Source organism: Streptomyces sp. NPDC041970 (assembly GCF_055588985.1).
On record NZ_JBVJCD010000037.1, the window covers coordinates 41,894 to 68,465 of the forward strand.

General features: G+C 73.2%; 25 protein-coding genes and 2 pseudogenes. 22 read left to right on the plus strand and 5 right to left on the minus strand.

The features are described from left to right. The first annotated feature begins 185 nt into the window (after nucleotides 1–185). From lepB (ACZ6EJ_RS18930) to ACZ6EJ_RS18980, 11 genes and pseudogenes are all read left to right on the plus strand, one after another. Nucleotides 186–803 carry a signal peptidase I gene (gene lepB, locus ACZ6EJ_RS18930; RefSeq protein WP_469268433.1) on the plus strand — a complete coding sequence of 206 codons (618 nt, stop codon included), beginning with the start codon at nucleotides 186–188 and terminating at the stop codon, nucleotides 801–803. A gap of 52 nt (nucleotides 804–855) precedes the next feature. Then, a pseudogene (locus ACZ6EJ_RS18935) lies at nucleotides 856–1,332 on the plus strand (S26 family signal peptidase); the annotation flags it as partial. Continuing rightward, entirely contained in the window at nucleotides 1,220–2,113 is an 894-nt protein-coding gene (gene lepB / locus ACZ6EJ_RS18940) for a signal peptidase I (RefSeq protein WP_469268463.1), read from the plus strand. The pseudogene ACZ6EJ_RS18935 and the gene lepB (ACZ6EJ_RS18940), both read left to right, overlap by 113 nt. A gap of 48 nt (nucleotides 2,114–2,161) precedes the next feature. Next, entirely contained in the window at nucleotides 2,162–2,923 is a 762-nt protein-coding gene (gene lepB / locus ACZ6EJ_RS18945; RefSeq protein WP_469268435.1) for a signal peptidase I, read from the plus strand. Next, a complete protein-coding gene (locus ACZ6EJ_RS18950) occupies nucleotides 2,920–3,408 on the plus strand; it encodes an NUDIX hydrolase (RefSeq protein WP_469268436.1) in 489 nt (162 codons plus the stop codon). The genes lepB (ACZ6EJ_RS18945) and ACZ6EJ_RS18950 overlap by 4 nt, the downstream gene beginning before the upstream one ends. Nucleotides 3,409–3,472: 64 nt before the next feature. After that, the gene (locus ACZ6EJ_RS18955; RefSeq protein WP_003965949.1) at nucleotides 3,473–3,781 is read left to right on the plus strand and encodes a DUF2469 domain-containing protein; all 309 of its coding nucleotides are present in this window, start codon (nucleotides 3,473–3,475) and stop codon (nucleotides 3,779–3,781) included. 157 nt (nucleotides 3,782–3,938) lie between these two features. Beyond that, on the plus strand, nucleotides 3,939–4,298 hold the full coding sequence (locus ACZ6EJ_RS18960; protein WP_469268438.1) for a YraN family protein: 360 nt from the start codon (nucleotides 3,939–3,941) through the stop codon (nucleotides 4,296–4,298). After that, nucleotides 4,298–5,920, plus strand: a complete 1,623-nt coding sequence (locus ACZ6EJ_RS18965; protein WP_469268440.1) for a YifB family Mg chelatase-like AAA ATPase — start codon at nucleotides 4,298–4,300, stop codon at nucleotides 5,918–5,920. The genes ACZ6EJ_RS18960 and ACZ6EJ_RS18965 overlap by 1 nt, the downstream gene beginning before the upstream one ends. Before the next feature lie 275 nt (nucleotides 5,921–6,195). Continuing rightward, nucleotides 6,196–7,317 carry a DNA-processing protein DprA gene (gene dprA / locus ACZ6EJ_RS18970; protein ID WP_469268465.1) on the plus strand — a complete coding sequence of 374 codons (1,122 nt, stop codon included), beginning with the start codon at nucleotides 6,196–6,198 and terminating at the stop codon, nucleotides 7,315–7,317. 254 nt (nucleotides 7,318–7,571) lie between these two features. Then, on the plus strand, nucleotides 7,572–8,408 hold the full coding sequence (whiG, locus tag ACZ6EJ_RS18975; protein ID WP_469268441.1) for an RNA polymerase sigma factor WhiG: 837 nt from the start codon (nucleotides 7,572–7,574) through the stop codon (nucleotides 8,406–8,408). 176 nt (nucleotides 8,409–8,584) lie between these two features. Beyond that, complete coding sequence (locus ACZ6EJ_RS18980; protein ID WP_469268467.1) at nucleotides 8,585–9,142, plus strand: TetR/AcrR family transcriptional regulator; 558 nt, start codon at nucleotides 8,585–8,587, stop codon at nucleotides 9,140–9,142. 175 nt (nucleotides 9,143–9,317) lie between these two features. Here the strand turns inward: ACZ6EJ_RS18980 and ACZ6EJ_RS18985 are convergent, their stop codons facing one another. Then, entirely contained in the window at nucleotides 9,318–10,160 is an 843-nt protein-coding gene (locus ACZ6EJ_RS18985) for a murein hydrolase activator EnvC family protein (protein WP_469268443.1), read from the minus strand. 278 nt (nucleotides 10,161–10,438) lie between these two features. On the opposite strand from ACZ6EJ_RS18985, the gene rpsB reads away from it, so the two are divergent. From rpsB to ACZ6EJ_RS19035, 10 genes and pseudogenes are all read left to right on the plus strand, one after another. Further along, nucleotides 10,439–11,353, plus strand: coding sequence for a 30S ribosomal protein S2 (gene rpsB, locus ACZ6EJ_RS18990; protein WP_469268444.1), 915 nt, complete (start codon nucleotides 10,439–10,441; stop codon nucleotides 11,351–11,353). A gap of 99 nt (nucleotides 11,354–11,452) precedes the next feature. Next, nucleotides 11,453–12,289: a translation elongation factor Ts gene (tsf, locus tag ACZ6EJ_RS18995; RefSeq protein ID WP_469268446.1), complete on the plus strand. Its 837-nt coding sequence runs from the start codon at nucleotides 11,453–11,455 to the stop codon at nucleotides 12,287–12,289. Between the two features lie 161 nt (nucleotides 12,290–12,450). Further along, the gene (gene pyrH, locus ACZ6EJ_RS19000; protein WP_469268448.1) at nucleotides 12,451–13,227 is read left to right on the plus strand and encodes a UMP kinase; all 777 of its coding nucleotides are present in this window, start codon (nucleotides 12,451–12,453) and stop codon (nucleotides 13,225–13,227) included. A gap of 121 nt (nucleotides 13,228–13,348) precedes the next feature. Further along, the gene (frr, locus tag ACZ6EJ_RS19005) at nucleotides 13,349–13,906 is read left to right on the plus strand and encodes a ribosome recycling factor (RefSeq protein WP_003965937.1); all 558 of its coding nucleotides are present in this window, start codon (nucleotides 13,349–13,351) and stop codon (nucleotides 13,904–13,906) included. Then, nucleotides 13,906–14,991, plus strand: a complete 1,086-nt coding sequence (locus ACZ6EJ_RS19010) for a phosphatidate cytidylyltransferase (RefSeq protein WP_469268449.1) — start codon at nucleotides 13,906–13,908, stop codon at nucleotides 14,989–14,991. Before frr ends, ACZ6EJ_RS19010 begins: the two co-directional genes overlap by 1 nt. A 99-nt stretch (nucleotides 14,992–15,090) precedes the next feature. Continuing rightward, nucleotides 15,091–16,197, plus strand: coding sequence for a dual-specificity RNA methyltransferase RlmN (rlmN, locus tag ACZ6EJ_RS19015; protein ID WP_469268450.1), 1,107 nt, complete (start codon nucleotides 15,091–15,093; stop codon nucleotides 16,195–16,197). A gap of 335 nt (nucleotides 16,198–16,532) precedes the next feature. Beyond that, complete coding sequence (locus ACZ6EJ_RS19020; RefSeq protein ID WP_469268452.1) at nucleotides 16,533–17,612, plus strand: thiamine ABC transporter substrate-binding protein; 1,080 nt, start codon at nucleotides 16,533–16,535, stop codon at nucleotides 17,610–17,612. A gap of 50 nt (nucleotides 17,613–17,662) precedes the next feature. Beyond that, nucleotides 17,663–19,276 carry an ABC transporter permease gene (locus ACZ6EJ_RS19025; protein ID WP_469268469.1) on the plus strand — a complete coding sequence of 538 codons (1,614 nt, stop codon included), beginning with the start codon at nucleotides 17,663–17,665 and terminating at the stop codon, nucleotides 19,274–19,276. A gap of 23 nt (nucleotides 19,277–19,299) precedes the next feature. Beyond that, the gene (locus ACZ6EJ_RS19030; protein ID WP_469268454.1) at nucleotides 19,300–20,322 is read left to right on the plus strand and encodes an ABC transporter ATP-binding protein; all 1,023 of its coding nucleotides are present in this window, start codon (nucleotides 19,300–19,302) and stop codon (nucleotides 20,320–20,322) included. Between the two features lie 105 nt (nucleotides 20,323–20,427). Next, nucleotides 20,428–20,880 (plus strand): annotated as a pseudogene (locus ACZ6EJ_RS19035) (SRPBCC family protein); the annotation flags it as partial. A 21-nt stretch (nucleotides 20,881–20,901) separates the two neighbouring features. On the opposite strand, the gene ACZ6EJ_RS19040 reads toward ACZ6EJ_RS19035, so the two are convergent. The 4 genes from ACZ6EJ_RS19040 to ACZ6EJ_RS19055 all read right to left on the minus strand — a co-directional run bounded on the left by ACZ6EJ_RS19040 (nucleotide 20,902) and on the right by ACZ6EJ_RS19055 (nucleotide 24,847). Continuing rightward, nucleotides 20,902–22,068, minus strand: coding sequence for a hypothetical protein (locus ACZ6EJ_RS19040; protein ID WP_469268455.1), 1,167 nt, complete (start codon nucleotides 22,066–22,068; stop codon nucleotides 20,902–20,904). Further along, the gene (locus ACZ6EJ_RS19045) at nucleotides 22,050–22,784 is read right to left on the minus strand and encodes an ABC transporter ATP-binding protein (RefSeq protein ID WP_469268456.1); all 735 of its coding nucleotides are present in this window, start codon (nucleotides 22,782–22,784) and stop codon (nucleotides 22,050–22,052) included. Before ACZ6EJ_RS19045 ends, ACZ6EJ_RS19040 begins: the two co-directional genes overlap by 19 nt. A gap of 207 nt (nucleotides 22,785–22,991) precedes the next feature. Then, nucleotides 22,992–24,371 carry an aspartate aminotransferase family protein gene (locus ACZ6EJ_RS19050; RefSeq protein WP_469268458.1) on the minus strand — a complete coding sequence of 460 codons (1,380 nt, stop codon included), beginning with the start codon at nucleotides 24,369–24,371 and terminating at the stop codon, nucleotides 22,992–22,994. Then, nucleotides 24,356–24,847, minus strand: a complete 492-nt coding sequence (locus ACZ6EJ_RS19055) for an Lrp/AsnC family transcriptional regulator (RefSeq protein ID WP_469268459.1) — start codon at nucleotides 24,845–24,847, stop codon at nucleotides 24,356–24,358. Before ACZ6EJ_RS19055 ends, ACZ6EJ_RS19050 begins: the two co-directional genes overlap by 16 nt. Before the next feature lie 177 nt (nucleotides 24,848–25,024). Here ACZ6EJ_RS19055 and ACZ6EJ_RS19060 point away from each other — a divergent pair, with 177 nt between their 5' ends. After that, on the plus strand, nucleotides 25,025–26,464 hold the full coding sequence (locus tag ACZ6EJ_RS19060) for a gamma-aminobutyraldehyde dehydrogenase (RefSeq protein ID WP_469268461.1): 1,440 nt from the start codon (nucleotides 25,025–25,027) through the stop codon (nucleotides 26,462–26,464). Nucleotides 26,465–26,572 lie beyond the last annotated feature (108 nt).

The following is a 26,572-nucleotide window of genomic DNA, read 5'->3' on the forward strand; positions in this document are numbered from 1 at the left end:
GTCGCCGCAGGAGAACACACCACGCACGCCCCAAAAAGGAAGCCCCCCCCCCCCCCCCCCCCCCCCCCCCCCCCCCCCTCCCCCCCCCCCCCCCCCCCCCCCCCCGCTCCTCGCGTAGGCGCGAGCGCACCGGCTCCGAGCGGTCATGGCGGCGGGTCCTCGCCGCGTCGACCGCGTGCGCCGTCGTGCTGCTGCTCCTGAGCACCTTCGTCGTCCAGCCCTTCCTGATCCCCAGCGGCTCGATGGAGCCCACGCTCCAGGTCGGCGACCGGGTCCTCGTCAACAAGCTGGCGTACCGTTTCGGCTCCCAGCCCCGCCGCGGTGACGTGGTCGTCTTCGACGGCGCGGGCTCCTTCGTGCGGGAGGACCTCGACGCCGACCCGGTGACCGGGCTCCTGCGGGGGGCCGCGGCCTCCCTGGGCCTCGCGGAGCCCGCCGACACCGACTTCGTGAAGCGGGTGGTGGGCGTGGGCGGCGACCACGTCGTCTGCTGCGACGCCGGGGGGCGGCTCAAGGTGAACGGCACGGTCGTGGACGAGCGATACCTGTACCCCGGCGACACCGCCTCGCGGGCCCCGTTCGACATCGTCGTGCCCGCGGGCACGCTGTGGATGATGGGCGACCACCGCAGCCGCTCCAGCGACTCCCGCGACCGCCTCGGATCGCCCGGCGGCGGGATGGTCCCCGTCGAGCGGGTGACCGGCCGGGTCGACTGGCTGGGCTGGCCGCCGGCCCGGCTCGGCTCGCTGGAGGGGACCGCCGCCTTCGCGGGCGTACGGCCGCCCGGCGGGGCGCATGGGTGACCGCGTGCGCCCGCGCCGGGCTCCGGGCCCCGACGCGCCCGCGGCGGAGGCGCCCCCCGGCCGGGTGTTCGTGATGGGGACCACCGGTCCGACTCCGCCGACTCCCGCTTCCACCTCGACGGCCCGGACCGGGGTACGGTCCTGGAGGACGGCATCGCGGGACGGGCCGTGGTGATCGCCCGGCCCCTCGGGCACGGGAGCACGCTGGGGGAGCGCGAGGCCTTCTCCGCGGTCCCGGACGCGCCCGGAGCGGGGGCCGCGGCACCGGCCGGGTCGAATAGTGTGGCACCTCCGGATCGCCAGGGAATGGTCCGGCTCCCGACCCCTGCGGAACTCCCGCTCGTTATGGGATGTGGTGGGCCTGCGCCGGATCGGGCGCGGGCAGTGGCACGTATTGAGGAGTGGATGTGGGGGATTTGGCGGTCGGCGCACGATCCGGACACGACGAACCCGAGGACCGGCCGGGGCGCGACGAGTCCCCCGCGGCAGGAGCGGCGAGCGGGCCCGAGGGGGACGCCGCGTCTCCTGACGGCAGCGGCCCGGCGCCCCGGAGGCATCGTTCCTTCTGGGTGGAGCTGCCGTTGCTCATCGGCATCGCCCTGGTCCTGGCGCTGCTGATCAAGACATTCTTGGTCCAGGCGTTCTCGATCCCCTCGGACTCCATGCAGAACACGCTGCAGCGGGGCGACCGGGTGCTGGTCGACAAGCTGACCCCGTGGTTCGGCTCGGAGCCGGAGCGCGGCGAGGTCGTGGTCTTCCACGATCCGGGCGGCTGGCTGGAGGACACCGTGGCCCCGGAGCCCAACGCGGTGCAGAAGTTCCTCAGCTTCATCGGGCTGATGCCCTCCTCGGAGGAGAAGGACCTGATCAAGCGGGTCATCGCGGTCGGCGGGGACACCGTCGAGTGCAAGGAGAACGGGCCGGTCACGGTCAACGGCAAGTCGCTGGACGAGAAGTCGTTCGTCTTCCCCGGCAACAGCCCGTGCAACGACAAGCCCTTCGGCCCGCTCAAGGTGCCCGACGGCCGGATCTTCGTCATGGGCGACCACCGGCAGAACTCCCTGGACTCCCGCTACCACCAGGAGCTTCCGGGACAGGGCACGGTCTCCACCGACGAGGTCGTCGGCCGGGCCGTCGTCATCGCCTGGCCCCTGGGCCGCTGGGCGACCCTCCCGGTGCCCGACACGTTCGACCAGCCCGGTCTGAACGCGGCCGCGGCCATGGCCCCCGCCGCACTGGGGGTAGCCGGGGCGTTGCCCCTCGTGTTCTGGCGGCGCAGGAGGCTGACCGCCCGGCGTACCGCCGGGTAGGGTGCCGCTCGGTCAGCGATTGTCGATCTCCGACGGGGGAGCGCTGGGATGAGCGGTACGCAACACGGGGACGACGGCCGCGGCCGGCTCGGCGCGACGGTGTCGGGTCTCGCCGTGGCCGTCGGCTGCCTCCTCTTCCTCGGCGGCTTCGCCTGGGCGGCGCTGGTCTACCAGCCGTACACGGTCCCGACCGACTCGATGGCCCCCACGGTGAACCCCGGCGACCGGGTGCTCGCCGAGCGGGTCGACGGAGCCGACGTCCGCCGCGGCGACGTCGTGGTCTTCGCCGACGAGACGTGGGGGGCCACCCCGATGGTCAAGAGGGTCGTCGGCGTCGGCGGCGACACGGTGGCCTGCTGCGACGAGGGGGGCCGGCTCACCGTGAACGGCGTCCCCGTCGACGAGCCGTACCTCGACAGGGGCCCCGCAGGCCGGGGCGGCCCGGCCCCCGCCTCGCCCCGCGACTTCACCGCCGAGGTGCCCCGAGGGCAGATCTTCCTGCTCGGCGACGAGCGCGCCACCTCGCTGGACTCCCGCGTCCATCTGGAGGACGCCGGGCAGGGCTCCGTGCCGCTGAGCGCCGTACGGGCGAGGGTGGACGCGGTGGCCTGGCCGATGGACGGCATGATCGGCCGCCCGGCGGCGTTCGCCGCGCTGCCCGGCGGAGTCTCCGAGGAGGGCCCGCTACGCCTCCAGTCGGGCGCGATCGTGGTCGGCGTCGCGCTGATCCTGGGCGGGGCGGCGTACGGGCCGGTGGCCGCCCGGCTCGCCCGCCGGCGGCCGGCCGCCGGCGCCGGCGGGGCGCGGTGACCTCCGCCGCGCGGAGAGTCGCCCGCGTGGTCCTCCTGGACCCGGCCGACCGCGTCCTGCTGCTGCACGGGCACGAGCCGGACGACCCGGCCGACGCCTGGTGGTTCACCCCCGGCGGCGGGCTGGAGGGCGACGAGACGCGGGAGCAGGCGGCCCGCCGCGAACTGGCGGAGGAGACCGGCATCACGGACATCGAGCTGGGTCCGCTGCTCTGGACGCGCCTGTGCTCGTTCCCGTTCGCCGGGCGGCGCTGGGACCAGGACGAGTGGTACTACCTGGCCCGTACGGACCGTACCGACGCCGTCCCGCTGGGCCTCACCGAGCTGGAGCTGCGCACTGTCGCCGGTCAGAGGTGGTGGACCTCCGCGGAACTGCTCGCGACGCGTGAGACGGTGTACCCGACCAGACTCGCCGAGCTGCTGCGCACGCTCCTCGACGAGGGCCCTCCCCTCCGTCCGCTGGTCCTGGCCCCCGAAATCGTGTAATCGTCCAGGGGCGTCCGGGGGTGACGCACAATGGGGGCACGCACGGCTGAAGGGGAAACATGCCATGAGCGCCGAGGACCTCGAGAAGTACGAGACCGAGATGGAGCTGAAGCTCTACCGGGAGTACCGCGATGTCGTCGGTCTGTTCAAATATGTGATCGAGACCGAACGGCGCTTCTACCTCACCAACGACTACGAGATGCAGGTGCACTCGGTCCAGGGTGAGGTCTTCTTCGAGGTGTCCATGGCGGACGCCTGGGTCTGGGACATGTACCGGCCCGCCAGGTTCGTCAAACAGGTCCGCGTGCTGACCTTCAAGGACGTCAACATCGAAGAGCTCAACAAGAGCGATCTGGAACTTCCGGGAGGCTGATCCCGCGGCCGCGGTGCGGCCGCCGGTACGTGCGCGATGGGAAGGCAGGCCCGGTCACCCGTGCGGGTGGCCGGGTTTTCCCCATCCGCGGAGTTGTCCACCAAGATCCACATCTTCGGGCCGACCCCGTCACAGTCGGTGCCGGAGGTGGTGCCGCATGAACGCACGGGGGGCACTCGGGCGGTACGGCGAGGAACTGGCGGCGCGGCTGCTGACCGAAGCCGGCATGGCCGTCGTGGAGCGCAACTGGCGCTGTCGCGCCGGCGAGATCGACATCGTGGCCAGGGACGGGGACGCCCTGGTGGTCTGCGAGGTGAAGACCCGCCGCTCGGACGCGTTCGAGCACCCGATGGCGGCGGTGGGCCCGGCGAAGGCGGACCGGTTGCGCAGACTCGCCGAGATCTGGCTCGACCGCCACGGCGGCCCGCCGCCCGGCGGGGTCCGCGTGGATCTGGTCGGGGTGATCGTGCCCCGGCGCGGGGCGCCCGTCACCGAGCACGCGCGGGGGGTGGCCTGATGGGGTTCGCGCGAGCGTGTTCGGTGGCGCTGGTGGGCGTCGAGGGCGTCGTGGTGGAGGTCCAGGCGGACCTGGAGCCGGGGGTCGCGGCGTTCACGCTGGTCGGCCTGCCGGACAAGAGCCTGGTCGAGAGCCGGGACCGGGTGCGGGCCGCCGTGGTCAACTCCGGAGCCGAGTGGCCCCAGAAGAAGCTCACGGTCGGGCTCTCCCCGGCCTCCGTGCCCAAGAGCGGTTCCGGCTTCGACATCGCCGTGGCGTGCGCGGTCCTCGGGGCCGCGGAACGGATCGACCCCGCGTCGATCGCCGACGTGGTGATGATCGGCGAGCTGGGCCTGGACGGCCGGGTGCGCCAGGTGCGCGGTGTGCTGCCCGCCGTCCTCGCGGCGGCCGAGGCGGGGTACGAGCAGGTCGTCGTCCCCGAACAGACGGCGGGGGAGGCGGCCCTGGTGCCGGGCGTCTCGGTCCTCGGCGTCCGCAGCCTGCGCCAGCTCATCGCGGTCCTCTGCGACGAGCCGGTCCCCGACGAGCCCGCCGGGGACCACGGCCGCCCCGACGCCATGCTCGCCGGACTCCTGGTCCCCGGCACGGGCCTCGGCACGGGGCTCACCCCGGCCTCCGCGCGGGGCGAGGGGCACCGGCCGGACCTGGCGGACGTCGCCGGGCAACCGCGGCCGAGGCTGGCCCTGGAGGTGGCCGCGGCCGGCGGCCACCACCTGCTGCTCTCCGGCCCGCCGGGCGCGGGCAAGACCATGCTGGCCGAGCGGCTGCCCGCCGTCCTGCCGCCGCTGACCCGGCAGGAATCCCTCGAAGTGACGGCGGTGCACTCCGTGGCGGGCCTCCTCCCACCGGGTGAACCGCTCGTCTCCCGCGCGCCCTACTGCGCCCCGCACCACTCGGCGACGATGCAGTCCCTGGTCGGCGGGGGCAACGGGATGCCGAGGCCCGGCGCGGTCTCCCTGGCCCATCGAGGCGTTCTCTTCCTGGACGAGGCTCCGGAGTTCTCGGGGAAGGCCCTCGACGCGCTCCGCCAACCCCTGGAGTCCGGTCATGTGGTGGTCGCGCGGACGGCGGGGGTGGTGCGCCTGCCCGCCCGGTTCCTGATGGTGCTGGCCGCCAATCCGTGCCCCTGCGGTCGGCACTCCCTCACCGGCGCGGGCTGCGAGTGCCCGCCCTCGGTGGTCCGCCGCTACCAGGCGCGGCTCTCCGGGCCACTGCTCGACCGGGTGGACCTGCGGGTCGAGGTGGAGCCGGTCGACCGCGCGGATCTGCTGGGCCGGGGCGGCAGGGGCGAGTCGACGGCCGTCGTCGCCCAACGGGTACGGGAGGCCAGGGCACGGGCGGCCGAGCGGTTGGCCGGCACCCCGTGGACGACGAACAGCGAGGTGCCCGGCCATGAGCTGAGGACCCGGCTGCTCGTGGCTCCGGGGGCGCTGGCGGCGGCGGAGCGGGACCTGGAGCGCGGCATCCTCACGGCGCGGGGGCTGGACCGGGTGCTGAGGGTGGCCTGGACCGTGGCGGACCTGCGCGCCGCCGACCGCCCCGACGCCTCCGACGTGGCCGTGGCCCTGGAGCTGCGGACGGGCATCCAGCGCGGGGCGCCGATGGGGGCGGGGCAGCGGTGAACCGACCGGAGGGGGAGAGTGGGGAGCGTCGGGCGTGGGCGGCCGGTGGCGCGGGGCCACGCGGCGAGCGGGAGCCGGTGCCGCCGCGGGGCGGGGGGCCGGGGCGGCGGGTGGAGCCGCGGCCCGAGGCCGGCGGTGAGCGGGGGAGCGGGAGGGAGCCGGGCCGGGAGCAGCGGGGGAAGGGGGGCCGGGAGCGCGGACCGGAGCCGCGTCGACCAGGGCAGCGGTCGGAACCGCAGGACGAGCGGGAGCGGGAGCGGTCGGCTCGGGCGGCCCTGACCCGCGTACTGGAGCCGGGGGACGAGCGCGCCGGGCGCTGGCTCAGGGAGATCGGCCCCGTGGAGTTGATGCGGCGGCTCACCGAGGAGGACGGCTCCGCCGAGCGGCTGCCGGGGATGACCGCCGTACGGCTCGGGGGCTACCGGCTGCGCGCGGCGGCCGCCGATCCCCGGCCGGACCTGGAGGCGGTGGCGGCCGTGGGCGGGCGCTTCGTCTGTCCGGGGGACCGGGAGTGGCCGAGCCAGCTCGACGACCTGGGCGACGCACGGCCCGTCGGGCTCTGGGTGCGCGGGCGGCCGGACCTGCGGCTGTGGTCCTTGCGCTCGGTCGCGGTGGTCGGCGCGCGGGCCTGCACCCCGTACGGGGCCCACATGGCGGCGACCCTGGGCTCCGGGCTCGCGGAGCGCGGCTGGGTGGTGGTCTCGGGAGCGGCTTTCGGGGTCGACGGGGCGGCGCACCGGGGAGCGCTCGCCGCGGGTGGGGCGACCACGGCGGTGCTGGCCTGCGGCGTCGACGTGCCCTACCCGCGCGGACACACCGAGTTGCTGGGGCGGCTGGCGCGCCAGGGCCTGATCGTGGCCGAGTTGCCGCCCTCCGCCCACCCCACGCGCAGCAGGTTCATCCTGCGCAACCGCGTCATCGCGGCCCTGACCAGGGGCACGGTCGTCGTCGAGGCCGAGTACCGCAGCGGCTCGCTGGTCACCGCCCGCCAGGCGCAGCGGCTCGGACGCTTCGCGATGGGCGTCCCCGGCCCGGCCACCAGCGGGCTGTCGGCCGGTGTCCACGAACTGCTGCGCGGGGAGGGTGTGCTCGTCACCGACGCGGCCGAAGTGGTCGAGCTGGTCGGGGACATCGGCGACCTCGCACCGGACAGACGCGGCCCGGTTCTGCCGCGGGACCACCTGGACACGGCCACCGCGCGCGTCCTCGACGCCCTCCCCTACCACGGCTCCGTCCTCCTCCGTGACCTCGCCCGCGGCGCGGGGACCTCCGCGGACGAAACGCTCGGGCGGCTGTACGAACTGCACTCACTGGGGTTCGTCGAACGAGAGGGCGACGGATGGAGGTTGACCCGCCCGCCCGGACGCAACGACGACGCGCGGCGAGGCGGTACTTGACCTGGAGCATTCGGGTGAAAAGGTAAGGCCGATGACCTCGCACGATCGATCGGTGACCTGTCCGGGGCGGACGCCCGTGGCGGCGGCCCCGGTCCCCGGCAGGCGCGGACAGCGTGAGCGGCAGTACGTGATCATGCGGCACGGAACTGCCGTCCTGCGCGGACTGCGACGTCGCGGTCACGCTACGCTCACGATGATCCCGCCCCCGAGACAAGTCCCCCGGCACTTCACGGCAGAACGGCTCAAGGCACCACATGCCCCAGCACACCTCCGGGTCTGACCGCGCGGCAGTACCACCGGTTGCGCGTGGCACTGTGCGCCCCCCCGCCCCCTCCTCGCTCGACGAACTGTGGCGCTCGTACAAGGCCACGGGCGACGAGCGGCTGCGGGAGCAGTTGATCCTGCACTACTCGCCGCTGGTCAAGTACGTCGCGGGCCGGGTGAGCGTGGGGCTGCCGTCCAACGTCGAGCAGGCCGACTTCGTCTCCTCCGGGGTCTTCGGGCTGATCGACGCCATCGAGAAGTTCGACATCGAGCGGGCCATCAAGTTCGAGACGTACGCGATCACCAGAATCCGCGGCGCGATGATCGACGAACTCCGGGCCCTGGACTGGATCCCCCGCTCCGTGCGGCAGAAGGCGCGGAACGTGGAGCGCGCCTACGCCACGCTGGAGGCGCGGCTGCGGCGTACGCCCTCGGAGGCCGAGGTCGCCTCGGAGATGGGCGTCGCGCTGGAGGAACTGCACGCCGTCTTCAGCCAGTTGTCGCTGGCCAACGTGGTGGCCCTGGAGGAGCTGCTGCACGTGGGCGGGGAGGGCGGCGACCGGCTGAGCCTGATGGACACGCTGGAGGACACCGCCGCCGACGACCCGGTGGAGGTCGCCGAGGACCGCGAGCTGAGACGGCTGCTCGCCCGCGCCATCAACACCCTCCCGGACCGGGAGAAGACGGTCGTGACCCTCTACTACTACGAGGGGCTGACCCTGGCGGAGATCGGCAACGTCCTCGGGGTCACGGAGAGCCGGGTCAGCCAGATCCACACCAAGTCCGTGCTGCAACTGCGGGCGAAGCTCGCCGACGCGGGCCGCTGAGGCCCCGTGCGACGGGCCGGACCGCCGCGAGGGCCTGCCGGGGCGGGAGGTCGCACCGCACCGGCGCGGGGGAGCGTCCGGCGTGCCGGAGGCGTTCACCCGAACCGAGGCCGTGCCCTTTCCCCGGCCCGCCGCCGCCGTAGAGTGGAGGCGTGCCCAGGATTCGAGCGGCCTCCGTGGCCGAGCACCGGACCATGCAGCGCGGCGCCCTCCTGGACGCCGCGCGCTCCCTGCTGTCCGAGGGCGGTACGGAGGCGCTGACCTTCCCCGCACTCGCCGAGCGCACGGGCCTCGCCCGGTCCTCCGTGTACGAGTACTTCCGCTCGCGCGCCGCGGTCGTCGAGGAGCTGTGCGCCGTCGACTTCCCCGTCTGGGCGGCCGAGGTCGAGAACGCGATGCGGCTGGCCGAGACCCCTGAGGCGAAGGTCGAGGCGTACGTGCGCCGGCAGCTCGACCTCGTGCGGGACCGCCGCCACCGGGCGGTCGTCGCGATCTCGGCGAGCGAACTGGACGCCGGGGCCCGCGAGAAGATCCGGGCCGCGCACGGCGGGCTGATCGCCATGATCGTCGATGCCCTGGGCGACCTCGGGCACCCGCAGCCGAGGCTCGCCGCGATGCTCCTCCAGGGGTCGGTCGACGCGGCCGTGCGCCGTATCGAGCTGGGCGTCGCGGAGGAACCGGGCGTCATCGCGGACACCGCCGTCGCGATGGTGCTGCGCGGGGTCAGCGGCTGACCCGGTCCGGGTGCCGCGCCGCCGGTTCCTCGCCGTCCCGCCCGAGTGCCCCCACCCCCGGCTGATCGGCTCCGCCCCTCGGTCTCCGTCCGCCATCGCTCTCGCCTCCCCCCAACCGTCCCACTCCAGACCGCCCCACTCCAGGCCCTCCCGCCCCCTTGCACGCACCGCCCCCTCACGGCCTCCACGCCTCGGCCGGGGCGTCCGGCTCCGGTACTCCGAGTACCGGCAGCAGGCGCGACGGGCCTCTCCGGAGCAGTGCGGGCGGCAAGAGGGAGAGCGGGTCCAGATAGGCGTCGCCGCGCCGCAGCCCCCAGTGCAGGCAGCTCGCCGCGCAGTGGAATAGCCCGTCCTCCAGCACCCCGACCGGCTGCCCCGCCCGCACGCGCTCGCCCTTCTCGACCAGCGCCCGCACCGGTTCGTACGTCGTGCGCAGCGGGGGCGAGCCACTGCCGTCCACCTCGACGGCCAGCACCCCGCGTCCCGCCACCCGCCCCGCGAAGAGGACCCGGCCCCCGGCGGCCGCCAGCACCCGCGCCCCCGCGTCCGCCGCCAGGTCGACGCCGCGGTGGCCGGGCCCGTACGGGCCGGCGGGCGGCTCCCACCCCCGTAACACCGGCGGTCTCCCCGCCAGCGGCCAGCTCCGACGACCGGCGTCCCCACCCGAGCCTGGCTCCCCGCCGCTGTCCCCACCTGAGCCCGCGTCCCACTCCCCGCCCGCGTCCCCGCCCGCATCCGAGCCCGGCTTTCCGCCCTCGTCCCCGCCCGCGTGCCGCTCCCCGTCCACGGCCCCTTCCGCGCGCAGGAGGGCGGACGGGACCGGGAAGGCGGCAGGGGACCGGTGCGCCACCGCGCCGGGCGGCGCCGCGAACCCGCTCAGCGCCGGCCACCCGGCCAGGAACAGCGCCACCAGCCCGACCAGGAGCAGCACCGGCGCGGGGCGCGGCGGCACGGCGGACGGCGGGCGGAGCGGGCGGGGAACGCGGGTGCGGCGGAGGCCGCCGGGTGGGGTGCGCATGTCCGCCACGATGGCCCGGAAGCCGGGATTCCGGGGATCGGGGGCCGTTCCTGTGGACTACCCGCCGGTTGTGGACATCGCCGTCACCCGGCACCCGGCGGGTCCCGTACACTTCTTGTGGCGATCCGGGTCACCGGGTCGACTTCGCACGCCCCTCCACCTCCCTCTTCGCGGACGGTGGCCGCGCCCCTCGGTCCCTCGTGGCACGGCGCGTCGGGGCGTCAGGCGTGACCGCAATCCTGCGGTCGCGACAACCGAGCACCTCAAGGAGTACGGCCATGGCCGTCGTCACGATGCGGGAGCTGCTGGAAAGCGGCGTCCACTTCGGTCACCAGACCCGTCGCTGGAACCCGAAGATGAAGCGTTTCATCTTCACCGAGCGCAACGGCATCTACATCATCGACCTGCTCCAGTCGCTGTCGTACATCGACCGCGCCTACGAGTTCGTCAAGGAGACCGTCGCCCACGGCGGCTCCATCATGTTCGTGGGTACGAAGAAGCAGGCCCAGGAGGCCATCGCCGAGCAGGCGACGCGCGTGGGTATGCCGTACGTCAACCAGCGTTGGCTCGGCGGAATGCTCACCAACTTCTCCACCGTCTACAAGCGCCTTCAGCGTCTGAAGGAGCTCGAGCTCATCGACTTCGAGGACGTGGCCGCCTCCGGCCTCACCAAGAAGGAGCTCCTGGTCCTCTCGCGCGAGAAGGCCAAGCTGGAGAAGACCCTCGGTGGTATCCGCGAGATGCAGAAGGTGCCCAGCGCCGTCTGGATCGTCGACACCAAGAAGGAGCACATCGCCGTCGGTGAGGCGCGCAAGCTCCACATCCCGGTCGTCGCGATCCTCGACACCAACTGCGACCCCGACGAGGTCGACTACAAGATTCCGGGCAACGACGACGCGATCCGCTCCGTCACCCTGCTCACCCGCGTGATCGCCGACGCCGTCGCCGAGGGCCTCATCGCCCGTTCCGGCGCCGCGACCGGCGACTCGAAGCCGGGCGAGAAGGCCGCCGGCGAGCCCCTCGCCGAGTGGGAGCGCGACCTGCTGGAAGGCGACAAGAAGGACGAGACCGCGGCTGAGGCCGAGGTCCAGACCTCCGCCGAGACCGAGAAGGTCGCCGACGCCGAGCAGCCCGCCGAGGCCGTCGCCGAGGCCGAGGCTCCGGCCGCCGACGCGGACGCCCAGCAGGCCTGACGTCCGTCACGTCCGCTGACGGCGGGGGTCGGCGCCACAAGCGCCGCCCCCCGCCGTTCATCCGTAGATCTTTCAGACTTCGAGAGAGACACCAGACTCATGGCGAACTACACCGCCGCTGACGTCAAGAAGCTCCGCGAGCTCACCGGCGCCGGCATGATGGACTGCAAGAAGGCGCTCGACGAGGCCGACGGCAACGTCGACAAGGCCGTCGAGGCGCTCCGTATCAAGGGCCAGAAGGGCGTCGCCAAGCGCGAGGGCCGCTCTGCCGAGAACGGCGCCGTCGTCTCCCTCATCTCCGAGGACGAGACGACCGGCGTTCTGCTGGAGCTGAAGTGCGAGACGGACTTCGTCGCCAAGGGCGAGAAGTTCCAGGACGTCGCCAACACGCTGGCCGCCCACGTCGCCGCGACCTCCCCGGCCGACCTCCAGGCGCTGCTCGCCTCCGAGATCGAGGCCGGCAAGACCGTCCAGGCGTACGTCGACGAGGCCAACGCCAACCTGGGCGAGAAGATCGTCCTGGACCGCTTCGCGCAGTTCACCGGCGCCTACGTCGGCGTGTACATGCACCGCACCATGCCCGACCTGCCCCCGCAGATCGGCGTCATGGTCGAGCTGGACAAGGCCGACGCCGAGCTGGCCAAGGGCATCGCGCAGCACATCGCCGCGTTCGCCCCGAAGTACCTGTCCCGCGAGGACGTCCCGGCCGAGGTCGTCGAGGCCGAGCGCCGCGTCGCCGAGGAGACCACGCGCGCCGAGGGCAAGCCGGAGGCCGCGCTCCCGAAGATCGTCGAGGGTCGCGTCAACGGCTTCTTCAAGGAGGCCACCCTCCTCGGCCAGCCCTACGCGCTGGACGCCAAGAAGTCCGTCCAGAAGGTCCTGGACGAGGCCGGCGTCACCCTGAAGCGCTTCTCGCGCATCAAGGTCGGCATCTGAGTCCGTCCGTGAACAAACGCTGGACCCCGATAGGGTCTGGTGCAGTCGACGGCCGCACCCGTGCCGGACGACCGCAGATCTGACGAGGAGGCCATTGCCGCTGTAGGGACACCAGACCCACCGGCAATGGCCTTCTTCGTATGTGCACGAGGAGAATTTCCATGGACAAGGGCGCGGGCGCCATGCAGGCCGACCACCAGCGCGACGACGACAAGGGCTCCGGCCGCTTCATGCTGAAGCTCTCCGGTGAGGCATTCGCCGGCGGCGGCGGCCTCGGCGTCGACCCCGACGTCGTGCACACCATCGCCCGCGAGATCGCCGCCGTCGTACGCGACGGCGCCCAGATCGCGGTCGTCATCGGCGGAGGAAACTTCTTCCGCGGCGCCGAGCTCCAGCAGCGCGGCATGGACCGGGCCCGGTCCGACTACATGGGGATGCTCGGCACCGTCATGAACTGCCTGGCCCTCCAGGACTTCCTGGAGAAGGAGGGCATCGACTCGCGCGTTCAGACCGCCATCACCATGGGCCAGGTCGCCGAGCCGTACATCCCCCTGCGCGCCGTGCGGCACCTGGAGAAGGGGCGCGTGGTGATCTTCGGCGCCGGCATGGGAATGCCGTACTTCTCCACCGACACCACCGCCGCCCAGCGCGCCCTGGAGATCGACGCCGAGGCGCTGCTGATGGGGAAGAACGGCGTGGACGGGGTCTACGACTCCGACCCGAAGTCCAACCCCGGCGCGGTGAAGTTCGACGCCCTGGAGTACGGCGAGGTGATCGCCCGCGATCTGAGGGTCGCCGACGCCACCGCCATCACGCTGTGCCGCGACAACCAGCTCCCGATCCTCGTCTTCGAGCTGACCGCGGAGGGCAATATCGCCCGCGCCGTCAAGGGTGAGAGGATCGGCACGCTCGTGAGCGACCGGAGCGACCGGGCCTGACGGCCCCCCAGGATGGACAACGGCCTGCCGGTCGGACACCGTGCAGGTGAGGACGCGACGCAGGACCCGCGGGCCCGACGATGACGATGCCGGGCCCACCCGAGAAACGCAGGAGCACGTGGTGATCGAAGAAATCCTCCTCGAGGCCGAGGAGAAGATGGAGAAGGCGGTTGTCGTCGCGAAAGAGGACTTCGCCGCGATCCGCACCGGCCGCGCGCACCCGGCGATGTTCAACAAGATCGTCGCCGACTACTACGGCGCGCTGACCCCGATCAACCAGCTCGCCTCGTTCTCGGTTCCCGAGGCGCGGATGGCGGTCGTGACGCCGTTCGACAAGAGCGCGCTGCGCAACATCGAGCAGGCGATCCGCGACTCCGACCTCGGCGTCAACCCGAGCAACGACGGCAACATCATCCGGGTGACCTTTCCCGAGCTGACGCAGGACCGCCGCAAGGAGTACATCAAGGTCGCCAAGACCAAGGCCGAGGACTCCAAGATCTCGATCCGCTCCATCCGCCGCAAGGCCAAGGAGACCCTCGACAAGCTCGTCAAGGACAAGGAGTCCGGCGAGGACGAGGTGCGCCGCGCCGAGAAGGAGCTCGACGACACCACCGCGAAGTACGTCGCGCAGGTGGACGAGCTGCTCAAGCACAAGGAAGCCGAGCTGCTCGAAGTCTGATGAACGACTCTTCCTGGGGCGCCCCGCAAGGAGCGGGCTACTGGGGCACGCCCGAGATGAGGGCTGCCCCGGCGGGTCCTGCCCACGATGTGCATGATGCCCACCAGACTCGGCCCATGCCCAACGTGCCGGACGGTCCCGACGCAGGTAGAGACGGAGAGAGCCGCGACGATCCGGACAGGGGCGCCGCCCACCTCGGCGGCCCCCTGTTCCGTGACGAGCCGCCGCGGGAGCCCAGGTCCGCCCCGCTGCCGCCCCCGCCGCAGAAGAAGCGGGCGGGGCGCGACCTGCGCGCCGCCATAGGGGTCGCCCTGGGCCTCGGCACCGTCATCGTCGCCTCGCTGTTCATCGTGAAGGCCGCCTTCGTCGGCGTGATAGCGGTCGCGGTCGTCGTCGGCCTGTGGGAGCTGGCCTCGCGCCTGCGGGAGCGCAAGGGCGTCGACGCGCCCCTCGTCCCGCTGGCCGTCGGCGGCGTCGCCATGGTCGTCGCCGGTTACGCGCGGGGCGCCGAGGGCGCGTGGGTCGCCACGGCCCTGACCGCCCTGGCGGTCCTCGTCTGGCGGATGACGCAACCGCCCGACGGCTATCTCAAGGACGTCACGGCCGGCGTCTTCGCCGTGTTCTACGTGCCGTTCCTGGCCACCTTCGTCGCCCTGATGCTGGCGGCGGACGACGGTTCGTGGCGGGTCCTGACCTTCCTCGTCCTCACCGTGGTCAGCGACACCGGGGCGTACGCGGTCGGCTGGCGCTTCGGCAAGCACAAGCTCGCCCCCCGCATCAGCCCCGGCAAGACGCGCGAGGGCCTGCTCGGCGCGGTCGGCTTCGCCATGGCCGCCGGCGCGCTGTGCATGGAGTTCCTGATCGACGGCGGCGCCTGGTGGCAGGGGCTGCTCCTCGGCCTCGCGGTCGCGGCCAGCGCCACCCTCGGCGACCTCGGCGAATCCATGATCAAGCGGGACCTGGGGATCAAGGACATGGGGACGCTGCTCCCCGGCCACGGCGGCATCATGGACCGGCTGGACTCGCTGCTGCCGACCGCGCCGGTGGTCTGGCTGCTGATGGTGCTGTTCGTCGGCTCGGGCTGACCGCCCGAACCCCTTCCCACCTGCACTTTCCTCGTACGAGGGCTCGTCGTCCCCAGGGCGGCGGGCCCTTGTTCGTCTGTCTGCGACACTGGAAGAACCATGCCTAAGCCCGGAGAACTCACTTTCGTCGCGCCCCGCGGAGCCAAGAAGCCCCCGCGGCACCTCGCCGACCTCACGCCCGCCGAGCGCAAGGAAGCGGTCGCCGCGACCGGCGAGAAGCCGTTCCGCGCCCAGCAGCTCTCGCAGCACTACTTCGCGCGGTACGCGCACGACCCGTCCCAGTGGACCAACATTCCCGCCGGGTCGCGGGAGAAGCTCGCCGAGGCGCTGTTCCCCGAGCTGATGTCCGTGGTCCGCCACATCAGTTGCGACGACGACACGACGCGCAAGACGCTGTGGAAGCTGCACGACGGGACGCTCGTCGAGTCGGTCCTGATGCGCTACCCGGAGCGCGTCACCATGTGCATCTCCTCGCAGGCCGGCTGCGGGATGAACTGCCCCTTCTGCGCCACCGGGCAGGCCGGGCTCGACCGGAACCTGTCGACCGCCGAGATCGTGCACCAGATCGTCGACGGGATGCGGGCCCTGCGCGACGGAGAGGTGCCGGGCGGCCCCGCGCGGCTGTCCAACATCGTCTTCATGGGCATGGGCGAGCCGCTCGCCAACTACAACCGCGTGGTCGGGGCCATCCGCCGGCTCACCGACCCGGAGCCGGACGGGCTCGGCCTCTCGCAGCGCGGGATCACCGTCTCCACCGTGGGCCTCGTCCCGGCCATGCTGCGCTTCGCCGACGAGGGCTTCAAGTGCCGCCTCGCCGTCTCGCTGCACGCCCCCGACGACGAGCTGCGCGACACCCTGGTCCCCGTCAACACGCGGTGGAACGTCCGCGAGGTGCTGGACGCCGCCTGGGAGTACGCGGAGAAGTCGGGCCGCCGGATCTCCATCGAGTACGCCCTGATCCGCGACATCAACGACCAGGCGTGGCGCGGCGACCTGCTCGGCAGGCTGCTCAAGGGCAAGCGGGTGCACGTCAACCTGATCCCGCTGAACCCCACGCCCGGCTCCCGGTGGACCGCCTCGCGCCCCGAGGACGAGCGGGCGTTCGTCGAGGCCATCGCGGCCCACGGCGTGCCCGTCACCGTCCGGGACACCCGCGGCCAGGAGATCGACGGCGCCTGCGGGCAGTTGGCGGCCTCCGAGCGCTGAGGTCCCGGCGGCCTCCGGGCGCTGAGGTCCCGGCGGCCTCCGGGCGCTGAGGTCCCGGCGGCCTCCGGGCGCTGAGGTCCCGGCGGCCTCCGGGCCGGGCCGAAAACCGCCGGTGTAGCCTGGGCCGGAACCAACTGCATATTCCGACAGGGGAGCGCCACAGCGCTGAGAGTGCGGCACCGGTGACAGGTCGGCCGCAGACCCTCTGAACCTCGCCCGGGTCATTCCGGGTAGGAAGTTCGGACCATACTCAAGCTGTTGCGCCCTGCCCGCTTCCGGTACGCCGGGGGCGGGCAGGGCCGCGTCTCTTCCTGGCCACCCCCAGGAGGAACCACATGAACACCACCGCGAAGTACGCGGCCACCGCGCTCGCCGCCGCCCTCGGCGCCGGCGTCCTCGCCGGCTGCCAGAGCGCCGACGACTCCGGGGGCGGCGGCTCCCGGACCGTGACCCTGGTCACCCACGACTCCTTCAACGCCTCGCCCGCCGTGCTCAAGGCGTTCACCCAGGAGAGCGGCTACACCGTCAAGGTCCTCAAGAGCGGCGACGCCGGGGCGGCGCTCAACCAGGAGATCCTGACCAAGGGATCCCCGCGCGGCGACGTCTTCTTCGGCGTCGACAACACCCTGCTCTCCCGCGCCCTCGACAACGGGCTGTTCACCGCGTACGAGGCCAAGGGCCTGGACCGGGTGGCGCGGGGGGTCCAGCAGGACGGCGAGCACCGGGTGACGCCCGTCGACACCGGCGACATCTGCGTCAACTACGACAAGAAGTACTTCGCCGACCGGAAGCTCGCGCCGCCGCGCACCTTCGAGGACCTGGTGAAGCCCGCGTACAGGAACCTCCTCGTCACCGAGAACGCCGCGAGCTCCTCGCCCGGCCTCGGCTTCCTCCTCGGCACCGTCGCCACCCAGGGCGAGGACGGCTACCAGGCGTACTGGAAGAAGCTGAAGGCCAACGGCGTCAAGGTCGTCGACGGCTGGGAGCAGGCGTACAACGAGGAGTTCTCCGGTTCCGCCGGCGGCAGGAAGGCCGGGGCCGACCGGCCGCTGGTCGTCTCCTACGCCTCCAGCCCGCCCGTCGAGGTCCTGTACGCCGACCCGCGGCCGAAGGAGGCCCCCACCGGGGTCGCCACCGGCACCTGCTTCCGGCAGACGGAGTACGCCGGCCTGCTCACCGGGGCGAAGAACGAGGCGGGCGGCAAGGCGCTGCTGGACTTCCTGGTCGGCACGGCCTTCCAGGAGGACATGCCGCTGAACATGTTCGTGAACCCGGTCGTCACGGACGCGAAGCTCCCCGAGCTGTTCACCCGGTTCGGCCAGAGCGTGGAGAAGCCCGCCACCGTCGCGCCCGAGAAGATCGCCGCCAACCGCGAGCAGTGGGTCCGGTCGTGGCACTCGCTCGTCGTGAAGTAGGGCCCCGGCCCGGCGGCGGGCGGCGCGGGGCCGCGGTCCGGCTCGGCCTGATGGCCGTGCCCGCCGCGTTCTTCGGGGTGTTCTTCGCCTACCCCGTGACCGCGATCGTCGGCCGCGGGCTCAGGGACGGGGGCGCGTGGCGGTTCGGGCGGATCGGCGAGGTGCTGACCCGCCCCGAGATCCTCGACGCCCTCTGGTTCACCACCTGGCAGGCCCTCGCCTCGACCGCGCTCACCCTGCTGATCGCCCTGCCCGGCGCGTACGTCTTCGCCCGCTTCGACTTCCCGGGCAGGCAGGTGCTGCGGGCGGTCGTCACGGTGCCGTTCGTGCTGCCCACCGTCGTCGTCGGCACCGCGTTCCTGGCGCTGCTCGGACGCGGCGGGCTCCTCGACGAGCTGTGGGGCGTCCGCCTCGACACGACCGTGTGGGCGATCCTGCTGGCCCACGTCTTCTTCAACTACGCCGTGGTCGTGCGGACGGTCGGCGGGCTCTGGTCCCAACTGGATCCGCGCCAGGAGGAGGCCGCCCGTGTGCTCGGCGCCGGACGGCTCACCGCCTTCCGCCGGGTGACCCTGCCCGCGCTCGCCCCGGCGGTCGCCGCCGCCGCGCTGATGGTCTTCCTCTTCACCTTCACCTCCTTCGGCGTGGTCCAGATCCTCGGCGGACCGGCGTACTCCACCCTGGAGGTGGAGATCTACCGGCAGACCGCGCACCTGCTCGACCTGCCCACGGCCGCCGTGCTGACCCTGGTGCAGTTCGCCGCCGTCGGCGCGATCCTCGCCGCGCACGCCGCGACGGTGCGCCGCCGGGAGGGCGCCCTGAAGCTGGTCGACCCGGCGCAGACCGCGCGCAGGCCGCGCGGCGGCGGGCAGTGGGCCCTGCTCGGCGGCGTCCTGCTGACCGCGCTGCTGCTGATCCTGCTGCCGCTCGGGGTGCTGGTGGAGCGGTCGTTCGACGGGCCGGGCGGCTACGGCCTCGGCTACTACGAGGCCCTGCGCTCGGCCGGGTCCGGCGGCTCCACCTTCCTGGTGCCCCCGCTGGAGGCCGTCGGGAACTCCCTGCGGTACGCGCTCGTCGCGACGCTCATCGCCCTCGTCGTCGGCGGCCTGGCGGCCGCGGCCCTGACCCGGCGGGCGGGGCGGCTGGTCCGCGGCTTCGACGCGCTGCTGATGCTGCCGCTCGGGGTCTCCGCCGTCACCGTCGGCTTCGGCTTCCTGATCACGCTGGACAGCCCGCCCCTGGACCTGCGGACCTCCTGGCTGCTGGTCCCGCTGGCCCAGGCGCTGGTCGGCGTCCCCTTCGTCGTACGGACCATGCTGCCCGTGCTGCGCGCGGTCGACGACCGGCTGCGGGAGGCCGCCGCCGTGCTCGGGGCCTCCCCGCTCCGGGCCTGGCGGGAGGTCGACCTGCCCCTGGTGCGGCGGGCGCTGCTGGTCGCCGCCGGGTTCGCGTTCGCCGTCTCGCTCGGGGAGTTCGGCGCGACGGTCTTCATCGCCCGGCCCGACAACCCGACCCTGCCGGTCGCGGTGGCCCGGCTGCTGGGCCGGTCCGGGGAGCTGAACTACGGGCAGGCGATGGCGCTCAGCACGATCCTGATGCTGGTGTGCGCGGTGTCGCTGCTGCTCCTCGAACGCGTCCGCACCGACCGGTCCGGGGAGTTCTGAACGATGGCAGGGGAGTTGAGCGGATGCTGAGCGTGGAAGCGGCCACCGTACGGTTCGGGGGGCGGACGGCGCTGGACGCGGTGGACCTGGAGGTGGCCGACCACCGGATCGTCTGCGTGCTGGGGCCGAGCGGCAGCGGGAAGTCCACGCTGCTGCGGGCCGTCGCCGGACTCCAGCCGATGGACGGCGGCCGGGTGCTCCTGGCGGGCCGGGACCAGGCGGGCGTCCCGGTGCACCGGCGCGGGCTCGGCCTGATGTTCCAGGACCACCAGCTCTTCCCGCACCGCGACGTCGGGGCGAACGTGGCGTTCGGGCTGCGGATGCACGGGGTCGGACGCGCCGAGGCCCAGCGCCGGGTCGGCGAACTGCTGGAGCTGGTGGGCCTGCCCGGCGCCGAGCGCCGCGCCGTCGCGGCCCTCTCGGGCGGTGAGCAGCAGCGCGTCGCCCTGGCCCGCGCCCTCGCCCCGCGCCCCCGGCTCCTGATGCTGGACGAGCCGCTCGGCCAGCTCGACCGCAGCCTGCGCGAACGGCTCGTCGTCGAACTGCGCACGCTCTTCCGGGAGCTGGGTACGACGGTGCTCGCCGTCACCCACGACCAGGGCGAGGCGTTCGCGCTGGCGGACCGGGTCGTCGTCATGCGGGACGGCCGGATCGCCCAGGAGGGCGCCCCGCTGGACGTCTGGCAGCGCCCGTCCTCCGCGTTCGTCGCCCGGTTCCTCGGCTTCGACAACGTCACCGGGGCGCTGGTGACCGGGCGGACCGCCGCGACCGCCTGGGGGGAGGTGCCGGTGCCCGCGGGCTCCCCGCAGGGCGAGGTCGATCTGCTGGTCCGGCCCGCCGGGGTCCTGATCGGTGACCCGACGCACGGGCTGCGCTGCACGGTCGGCGTGCGCACCTTCCGCGGCGACCGCGTCACCGTCCGCCTGGCGCCCGCAAACGCCCCGGTGCTGGAGGCGGAGTGCGCGCTGCGGGAGACCCCGGAGGAGGGCGCGGTCGTCGGCGTCCGCTTCGACGCGGCGGAGACGGTGGTGCTGGCCGCCGGGTGAACGCCACCGCCCCGCGCCGCGACAGCGCGCCGCGGGCCCGGCAAGCTGGAGGGGCAGGGAGTCGGAGGCCGTACGGCTCCGCGTACGACGGCAGGGACGGTGGCCATGACCGGTGGCGCCCGCGAGGGCATCGACCTCATCCGCGTGCTGAACGCCCCGCGGCGGCGGGTCTTCGCGGCCTGGACGTCGCCGGAGGACTTCGCGGCCTGGTACGGAGGGGAGGCCGACGTCCCCCCGGACCGGGTGGCGATGGACGTGCGCCCCGGCGGCGCGTGGAGCCTCGTCATGGTCCTGCCCGGCGTCGAGATGCCGTTCCACGGGGTGTACCGCGAGGTCAGCGAGCCCGACGGGCTGGTCTTCACGCTGAAGGACGCCTCCGCGCCCGAGGACGCCGAGGGGGAGGTCGTCACCGTCGCGTTCACCGACCTGGGGGACGGGACCACCGAGCTGGCCTTCCAGCAGCGCGGCGGCAACCTCACCCCCGAGCAGTACGCGGCGGCGGAGGACGGCTGGGAGTCCTTTCTCGACGCGCTGGCCGCCCGCCTGGCCACCCACCCCTTACCCGCGGGGGCCGTGGGGTCAGGGCGACAGCGGCAGCGCCGCCAGCTCCGCGACCGCCCAGGTCACCGGGGTGAACAGGGCCAGCAGCGCCCCCGCCCGCACCACCGAGGCGGCCCGCAGCGCGGCGGCCGGGGCGCCCATCCCGAGCAGCGCCTCGGCGGTGCGGGCGCGGGCGTGCCGGGCCTCCAGGGCCGAGGTCAGCAGCGTCGCCGTCGTACACCCCAGGACCAGCGCCGCGCCGAGCGCGGTGAGCGGGCCGTACGGGCGGTCGCCGCCGCCCCCGTACAGCGCCGAGGCGGCGATCGCCGCGGAGAACACCGCGCAGACGACCCCGAGCGGGCGGCCGATCCGGCGCGCCTCGGCCATCAGGACCCGCCCCGCCAGCAGCCGTACCGCGCCGGGGCGCACCGCCTGCAGCGCCCGCCCGCACAGATGGGTCAGCCCCGGACCGGCCGCGGCGAGGCCGATCGCGGTGAGCGTCCACCCGGCCAGCACGGCCGCCGGGGTGGAGTCGAACCGGCCGGGCAGCGGGAAGGCGTGCCCCGCGCCCTGCCGGGAGGCGTACGTCTCGACCGCGAGCCCGGCGGCCACCAGCGCCACCCCCCAGGGCAGTCCGGTCGGCGCGGGAGCGGGGGCCGGCAGCTCCTTCGGGCCGAAGACGTCCCCCGCCGGATCCGGCCGCGACCGGGCCGCCAGCGCGCTCGCCGCGGCCGAGGCGGCCGGCGTCAGCGCCAGCAGCGTCAGCGCGGCGGCGAGCGGCAGGGGGCTGCCCGCACCGAGGAGTCGCGCCGCACCGCCGTCGAACGGTGTCCCGGTCAGATCGCCGCGCAGGTGGAGGAAGAGGAGCAGGGCCACCGCGGAGCCGAGCGCGGCGGAGACGGCGGTGGAGACCGCGGCCAGCAGGGAGAGCCGCGCCGGGCCGAGCCCCGCTGCGGCGAGGCCCGGACCGGACCGGGCGCCGGGGTCCGTGCGCGCCGCCGAGGCGGCGAACTGCACGGTCGCGGCCAGCGGGACGAAGCACCACAGCAGACGGGTCACGGAGCCGGTGGGCTGCGCCGGATGCGCGGAGGCGTGCCCGAGCGTGCAGAGGAAGAGGAAGCCGACGCCGGCCGACGCGGCGGCGACGAGCAGCCGCCGGACCAGGGCGAGGGGGCGGGAGCCGCGGGCTAGACGGAGAGCGAGCACGCCGCGCGCCCCTCCGCTTCGGGTTCCGCCGACCGGGCGGACGCGACGGGGCGGCCGTCCAGCAGCGCGAAGGCCCGGTCGGCGACCGCGGCGACCTCGGCGTCGTGGGTGGCCAGGACCACGGTGATGCCGTGGGAGCGGGCCGCGGTGGTCAGGGTGCGCAGCACGTGGGCGCGGTCCGCGCGGTGCAGTGTCGCGGTGGGCTCGTCGGCGAAGACCACGGTCGGCCCGCCGGCCAGTGCCCGCGCCACGGAGACGCGCTGGCGCTGCGCCTGGGACAGGGCGTGCGGCCGCTTCGTGGCGAAGGCGTCGATGTCCAGGCGCTCCAGCCACTCGGCGGCGGCCTTCTTGGCGTCCCGGTGCGACTGCCCGCGCAGCAGCAGGGGCAGCGCCGTGTTCTCCCGGACGGTCAGCTCCCCGACCAGCTCCGGGTCGGAGGCGATCCAGCCGAAGCGCTCCCGCCGCAGCCGCTCGCGGGCCCGCGGGGCCATGGTGTGGACGGGCACGCTGTTGAACCACACCTCCCCCTCCTGGGGGACCAGCCGGCCCGACAGGCAGTGCAGCAGGGTGGTCTTGCCGCTGCCGCGCGGACCGGTCACGGCCAGGATCTCCGCGTCCCGGACCCCGAGGGAGACACCGCCGAGACCGGGCGATCCGTTGTGGGAGTGGTGCAGGGAGCGCGCCCAGATCACGTCGTTGTCCGGCGGGGCCACCATGGCGTACACCTCGGTTCAGGTCGGAGTTCCGGTTCCCCCGTACGGGGGAACGAGGACGCGGCCGATGGGTCACTGGGCACCGTAGAGAGCCGGACCGGGGTGGGCGCACGGCACGCGGCCCGGATGCGCCCCTTCCCACTCGAACGGGTGCTTCCGGGCCGGGCGGACGGCGGGGGACGGGCCCCCTGGACGGGGCCGTCCGGGCGGTCAGAGCTTCGTCCAGGCCTCCGTCAGCACGGTCCGCAGGATGCCCTCGATCTCGTCGAACGTCGACTGGTCCGAGATCAGCGGCGGGGCGAGCTGGATGACCGGGTCGCCGCGGTCGTCGGCCCGGCAGTACAGGCCGTTGTCGTACAGCGCCTTGGAGAGGAAGCCGTACAGGACGCGCTCGGTCTCCTCGTCGGTGAACGTCTCCTTGGTGGCCTTGTCCTTGACCAGCTCGATGCCGTAGAAGTACCCGTTGCCGCGCACGTCGCCGACGATCGGCAGGTCGTGCAGCTTCTCCAGCGTGCTCCGGAAGGCGTGCTCGTTGTCCAGGACGTGCTGGGTGAGGTTCTCGCGCTCGAAGATGTCGAGGTTGGCCAGGCCCACCGCGGCGGAGACCGGGTGGCCGCCGAAGGTGTAGCCGTGCAGGAAGGTGTTGCCGCCCCGGTAGAACGGCTCCGCGATCCGGTTCGAGACGACGCACGCGCCGATCGGGGAGTACCCCGAGGTCATGCCCTTGGCGCAGGTGATCATGTCCGGCACGTAGTCGAACTTGTCGCAGGCGAAGATCGTGCCGAGTCGGCCGAAGGCGCAGATGACCTCGTCGGAGACGAGCAGGACGTCGTACCGGTCGCAGATCTCGCGGACCCGCTGGAAGTAGCCGGGCGGCGGCGGGAAGCAGCCGCCCGCGTTCTGCACGGGCTCCAGGAAGACGGCCGCGACGGTGTCCGGGCCCTCGAAGAGGATCTCCTGCTCGATCTGGTCGGCGGCCCAGCGGCCGAACGCCATCGGGTCGTCGCCGAACAGCGCAGCCCGGTAGATGTTGGTGTTCGGCACCTTGTGCGCGCCGGGGACCAGCGGCTCGAAGGGGGCCTTCAGGGCCGGCAGCCCGGTGATGGACAGCGCGCCCTGCGGGGTGCCGTGGTAGGCGACCGCGCGGGAGACGACCTTGTACTTCGTCGGCTTGCCCTGGAGCTTGAAGTACTGCTTGGCCAGCTTCCAGGCGGTCTCGACGGCCTCGCCGCCGCCGGTGGTGAAGAAGACCTTGTCGAGGTCGCCCGGCGCGTGGTGGGCCAGGCGCTCGGCCAGCTCGACCGCCTTGGGGTGGGCGTAGGACCAGATCGGGAAGAAGGACAGCTCCTGGGCCTGCTTGTACGCGGTCTCGGCCAGCTCGTGCCGGCCGTGGCCGGCGTTGACCACGAAGAGGCCGGAGAGGCCGTCCAGGTACCGCTTGCCCCGGTCGTCGTAGATGTACGTCCCCTCGCCGCGCACGATGGTGGGCACGGGCGCGTTCTCGTAGTCCGACATGCGGGTGAAGTGCATCCACAGGTGGTCGTACGCGGTTCGGCTGAGGTCCTTGCTCACGGCTATCGGGTTCCCCACATGTAGGTCTGCTTCTTGAGCTTGAGGTAGACGAAGCTCTCGGTGGAGCGCACGCCGGGGAGGGTCCGGATGCGTTGGGAGATCATCTCCAGCAGGTGGTCGTCGTCCTCGCAGACGATCTCCACCATCAGGTCGAAGGAGCCCGCGGTCATCACCACGTACTCGCACTCGTCCATGGCCGACAGGGCCTCGGCCACCGGTTCGAGGTCGCCCTCGACGTTGATGCCGACCATCGCCTGGCGCCGGAACCCCACGGTGAGCGGGTCCGTGACGGCGACGATCTGCATCACGCCCTGGTCCAGCAGTTTCTGCACGCGCTGGCGCACGGCCGCCTCGGAGAGGCCGACCGCCTTGCCGATCGCGGCGTAGGGGCGCCGGCCGTCCTGCTGGAGCTGCTCGATGATCGCGAGGGAGACGGCATCGACCGCCGGCGGTGATCCGTTCCCGGTCCTGGGGTCTGCGCTACGACTGGCCACCCGTCCACTGTGCACCGCTCCTCGACTGTCCTGCAACCCCAGTTCGATGAAATTCGTTGTCCGGAGGGGCTGATCTGACTGAATCCGCAGTTCGGGCCTGGCGGGTATGTCGAAAGCGTCGCCGGAGCGATTAGGGTGGACGTCTCACCCATCGGACAGCCGACAGGAGGGGTGGTTGTGACCACCGAGGTGCGCCGTCTGCGCAACTACATCAACGGGGAGTTCCGGGACGCCGCGGACGGGCGGACCATCGACGTGGTCGACCCGGTGACCGAAGAGGTCTACGCGACCTCGCCGCTCTCCGGACAGGCCGACGTCGACGCCGCGATGGAGGCCGCCGCCGCCGCGTTCCCCGCCTGGCGGGACACCACGCCCGCCGAGCGCCAGAAGGCCCTGCTGAAGATCGCCGACGCCTTCGAGGAGCGCGCCGAGGACCTGATCGCGGCAGAGTCGGAGAACACCGGCAAGCCGCTCGGGCTCACCCGCAGCGAGGAGCTCCCGCCGATGGTGGACCAGATCCGCTTCTTCGCGGGGGCCGCCCGGCTGCTGGAGGGCCGCTCGGCCGGCGAGTACATGGAGGGCCTGACCTCCATCGTCCGCCGCGAGCCGGTCGGCGTCTGCGCCCAGGTCGCGCCGTGGAACTACCCGATGATGATGGCGGTGTGGAAGTTCGCCCCGGCCCTCGCCGCGGGCAACACGGTCGTCCTCAAGCCGTCCGACACCACCCCGGCGTCGACCGTGCTGATGGCCGAGATCATGGGGCAGATCCTGCCCAAGGGCGTCTTCAACGTCCTGTGCGGAGACCGGGACACCGGGCGCGCGATGGTCGAGCACCCGATCCCGGCGATGGCCTCCATCACCGGTTCGGTGCGGGCCGGGACGCAGGTCGCCGAGTCCGCCGCCAAGGACGTCAAGCGCGTCCACCTGGAGCTGGGCGGCAAGGCGCCCGTCGTGGTCTTCGAGGACACCGACATCGCCAAGGCCGTCGCGGGCATCGCGGAGGCCGGGTACTTCAACGCCGGCCAGGACTGCACGGCCGCCACCCGCGTCCTGGTCCACGAGTCGATCCACGACGCGTTCGTCACCGCGCTCGCCGAGGCCGCCGCCGGCACGAGGACCGGGCGGCCGGACGACGAGGACGTGGCGTACGGCCCGCTCAACAACGCCAACCAGCTCAAGCAGGTCAGCGGCTTCATCGAGCGCCTGCCCGCCCACGCCAAGGTCGAGGCGGGCGGCCACCGGGTCGGCGACAAGGGCTACTTCTACGCCGCGACCGTCGTCTCCGGCCTCCGGCAGGACGACGAGATCATCCAGAACGAGGTCTTCGGGCCCGTCATCACCGTCCAGTCCTTCACCGACGAGGAGCAGGCCGTCGCGTACGCCAACGGCGTCGAGTACGCGCTCGCCTCCTCGGTGTGGACCAAGGACCACGCCCGCGCCATGCGGATGTCCAAGAACCTCGACTTCGGCTGCGTGTGGATCAACACCCACATCCCGCTGGTCGCCGAGATGCCGCACGGCGGCTTCAAGAAGTCCGGCTACGGCAAGGACCTCTCCGCCTACGGCTTCGAGGACTACACCCGCATCAAGCACGTCATGACGTCCCTGGAGGGCTGACCGGCGCGCCCGCGGCACGGGGGGGGGGGGGGGGGGGGGGGGGGGGGGGGGGGGGGGGGGGGGGGGGGGGGGGGGGGGGGGGGGGGGGGGGGGGGGGGGGGGGGGGGG

Coding starts and splice junctions, on each gene's coding strand:
- pyrH (WP_469268448.1), top strand. CDS start 12,451: ATGGACAAGGGCGCGGGCGCCATGCAGGCCGACCACCAGCGCGACGAC.
- whiG (WP_469268441.1), top strand. CDS start 7,572: ATGCCCCAGCACACCTCCGGGTCTGACCGCGCGGCAGTACCACCGGTT.
- ACZ6EJ_RS19030 (WP_469268454.1), top strand. CDS start 19,300: ATGCTGAGCGTGGAAGCGGCCACCGTACGGTTCGGGGGGCGGACGGCG.
- ACZ6EJ_RS18985 (WP_469268443.1), bottom strand. CDS start 10,160: ATGCGCACCCCACCCGGCGGCCTCCGCCGCACCCGCGTTCCCCGCCCG.
- ACZ6EJ_RS18955 (WP_003965949.1), top strand. CDS start 3,473: ATGAGCGCCGAGGACCTCGAGAAGTACGAGACCGAGATGGAGCTGAAG.
- tsf (WP_469268446.1), top strand. CDS start 11,453: ATGGCGAACTACACCGCCGCTGACGTCAAGAAGCTCCGCGAGCTCACC.
- rpsB (WP_469268444.1), top strand. CDS start 10,439: ATGGCCGTCGTCACGATGCGGGAGCTGCTGGAAAGCGGCGTCCACTTC.
- ACZ6EJ_RS18965 (WP_469268440.1), top strand. CDS start 4,298: ATGGGGTTCGCGCGAGCGTGTTCGGTGGCGCTGGTGGGCGTCGAGGGC.
- ACZ6EJ_RS19010 (WP_469268449.1), top strand. CDS start 13,906: ATGAACGACTCTTCCTGGGGCGCCCCGCAAGGAGCGGGCTACTGGGGC.
- rlmN (WP_469268450.1), top strand. CDS start 15,091: ATGCCTAAGCCCGGAGAACTCACTTTCGTCGCGCCCCGCGGAGCCAAG.
- ACZ6EJ_RS18960 (WP_469268438.1), top strand. CDS start 3,939: ATGAACGCACGGGGGGCACTCGGGCGGTACGGCGAGGAACTGGCGGCG.
- ACZ6EJ_RS19045 (WP_469268456.1), bottom strand. CDS start 22,784: ATGGTGGCCCCGCCGGACAACGACGTGATCTGGGCGCGCTCCCTGCAC.
- lepB (WP_469268435.1), top strand. CDS start 2,162: ATGAGCGGTACGCAACACGGGGACGACGGCCGCGGCCGGCTCGGCGCG.
- ACZ6EJ_RS19025 (WP_469268469.1), top strand. CDS start 17,663: ATGGCCGTGCCCGCCGCGTTCTTCGGGGTGTTCTTCGCCTACCCCGTG.
- ACZ6EJ_RS19020 (WP_469268452.1), top strand. CDS start 16,533: ATGAACACCACCGCGAAGTACGCGGCCACCGCGCTCGCCGCCGCCCTC.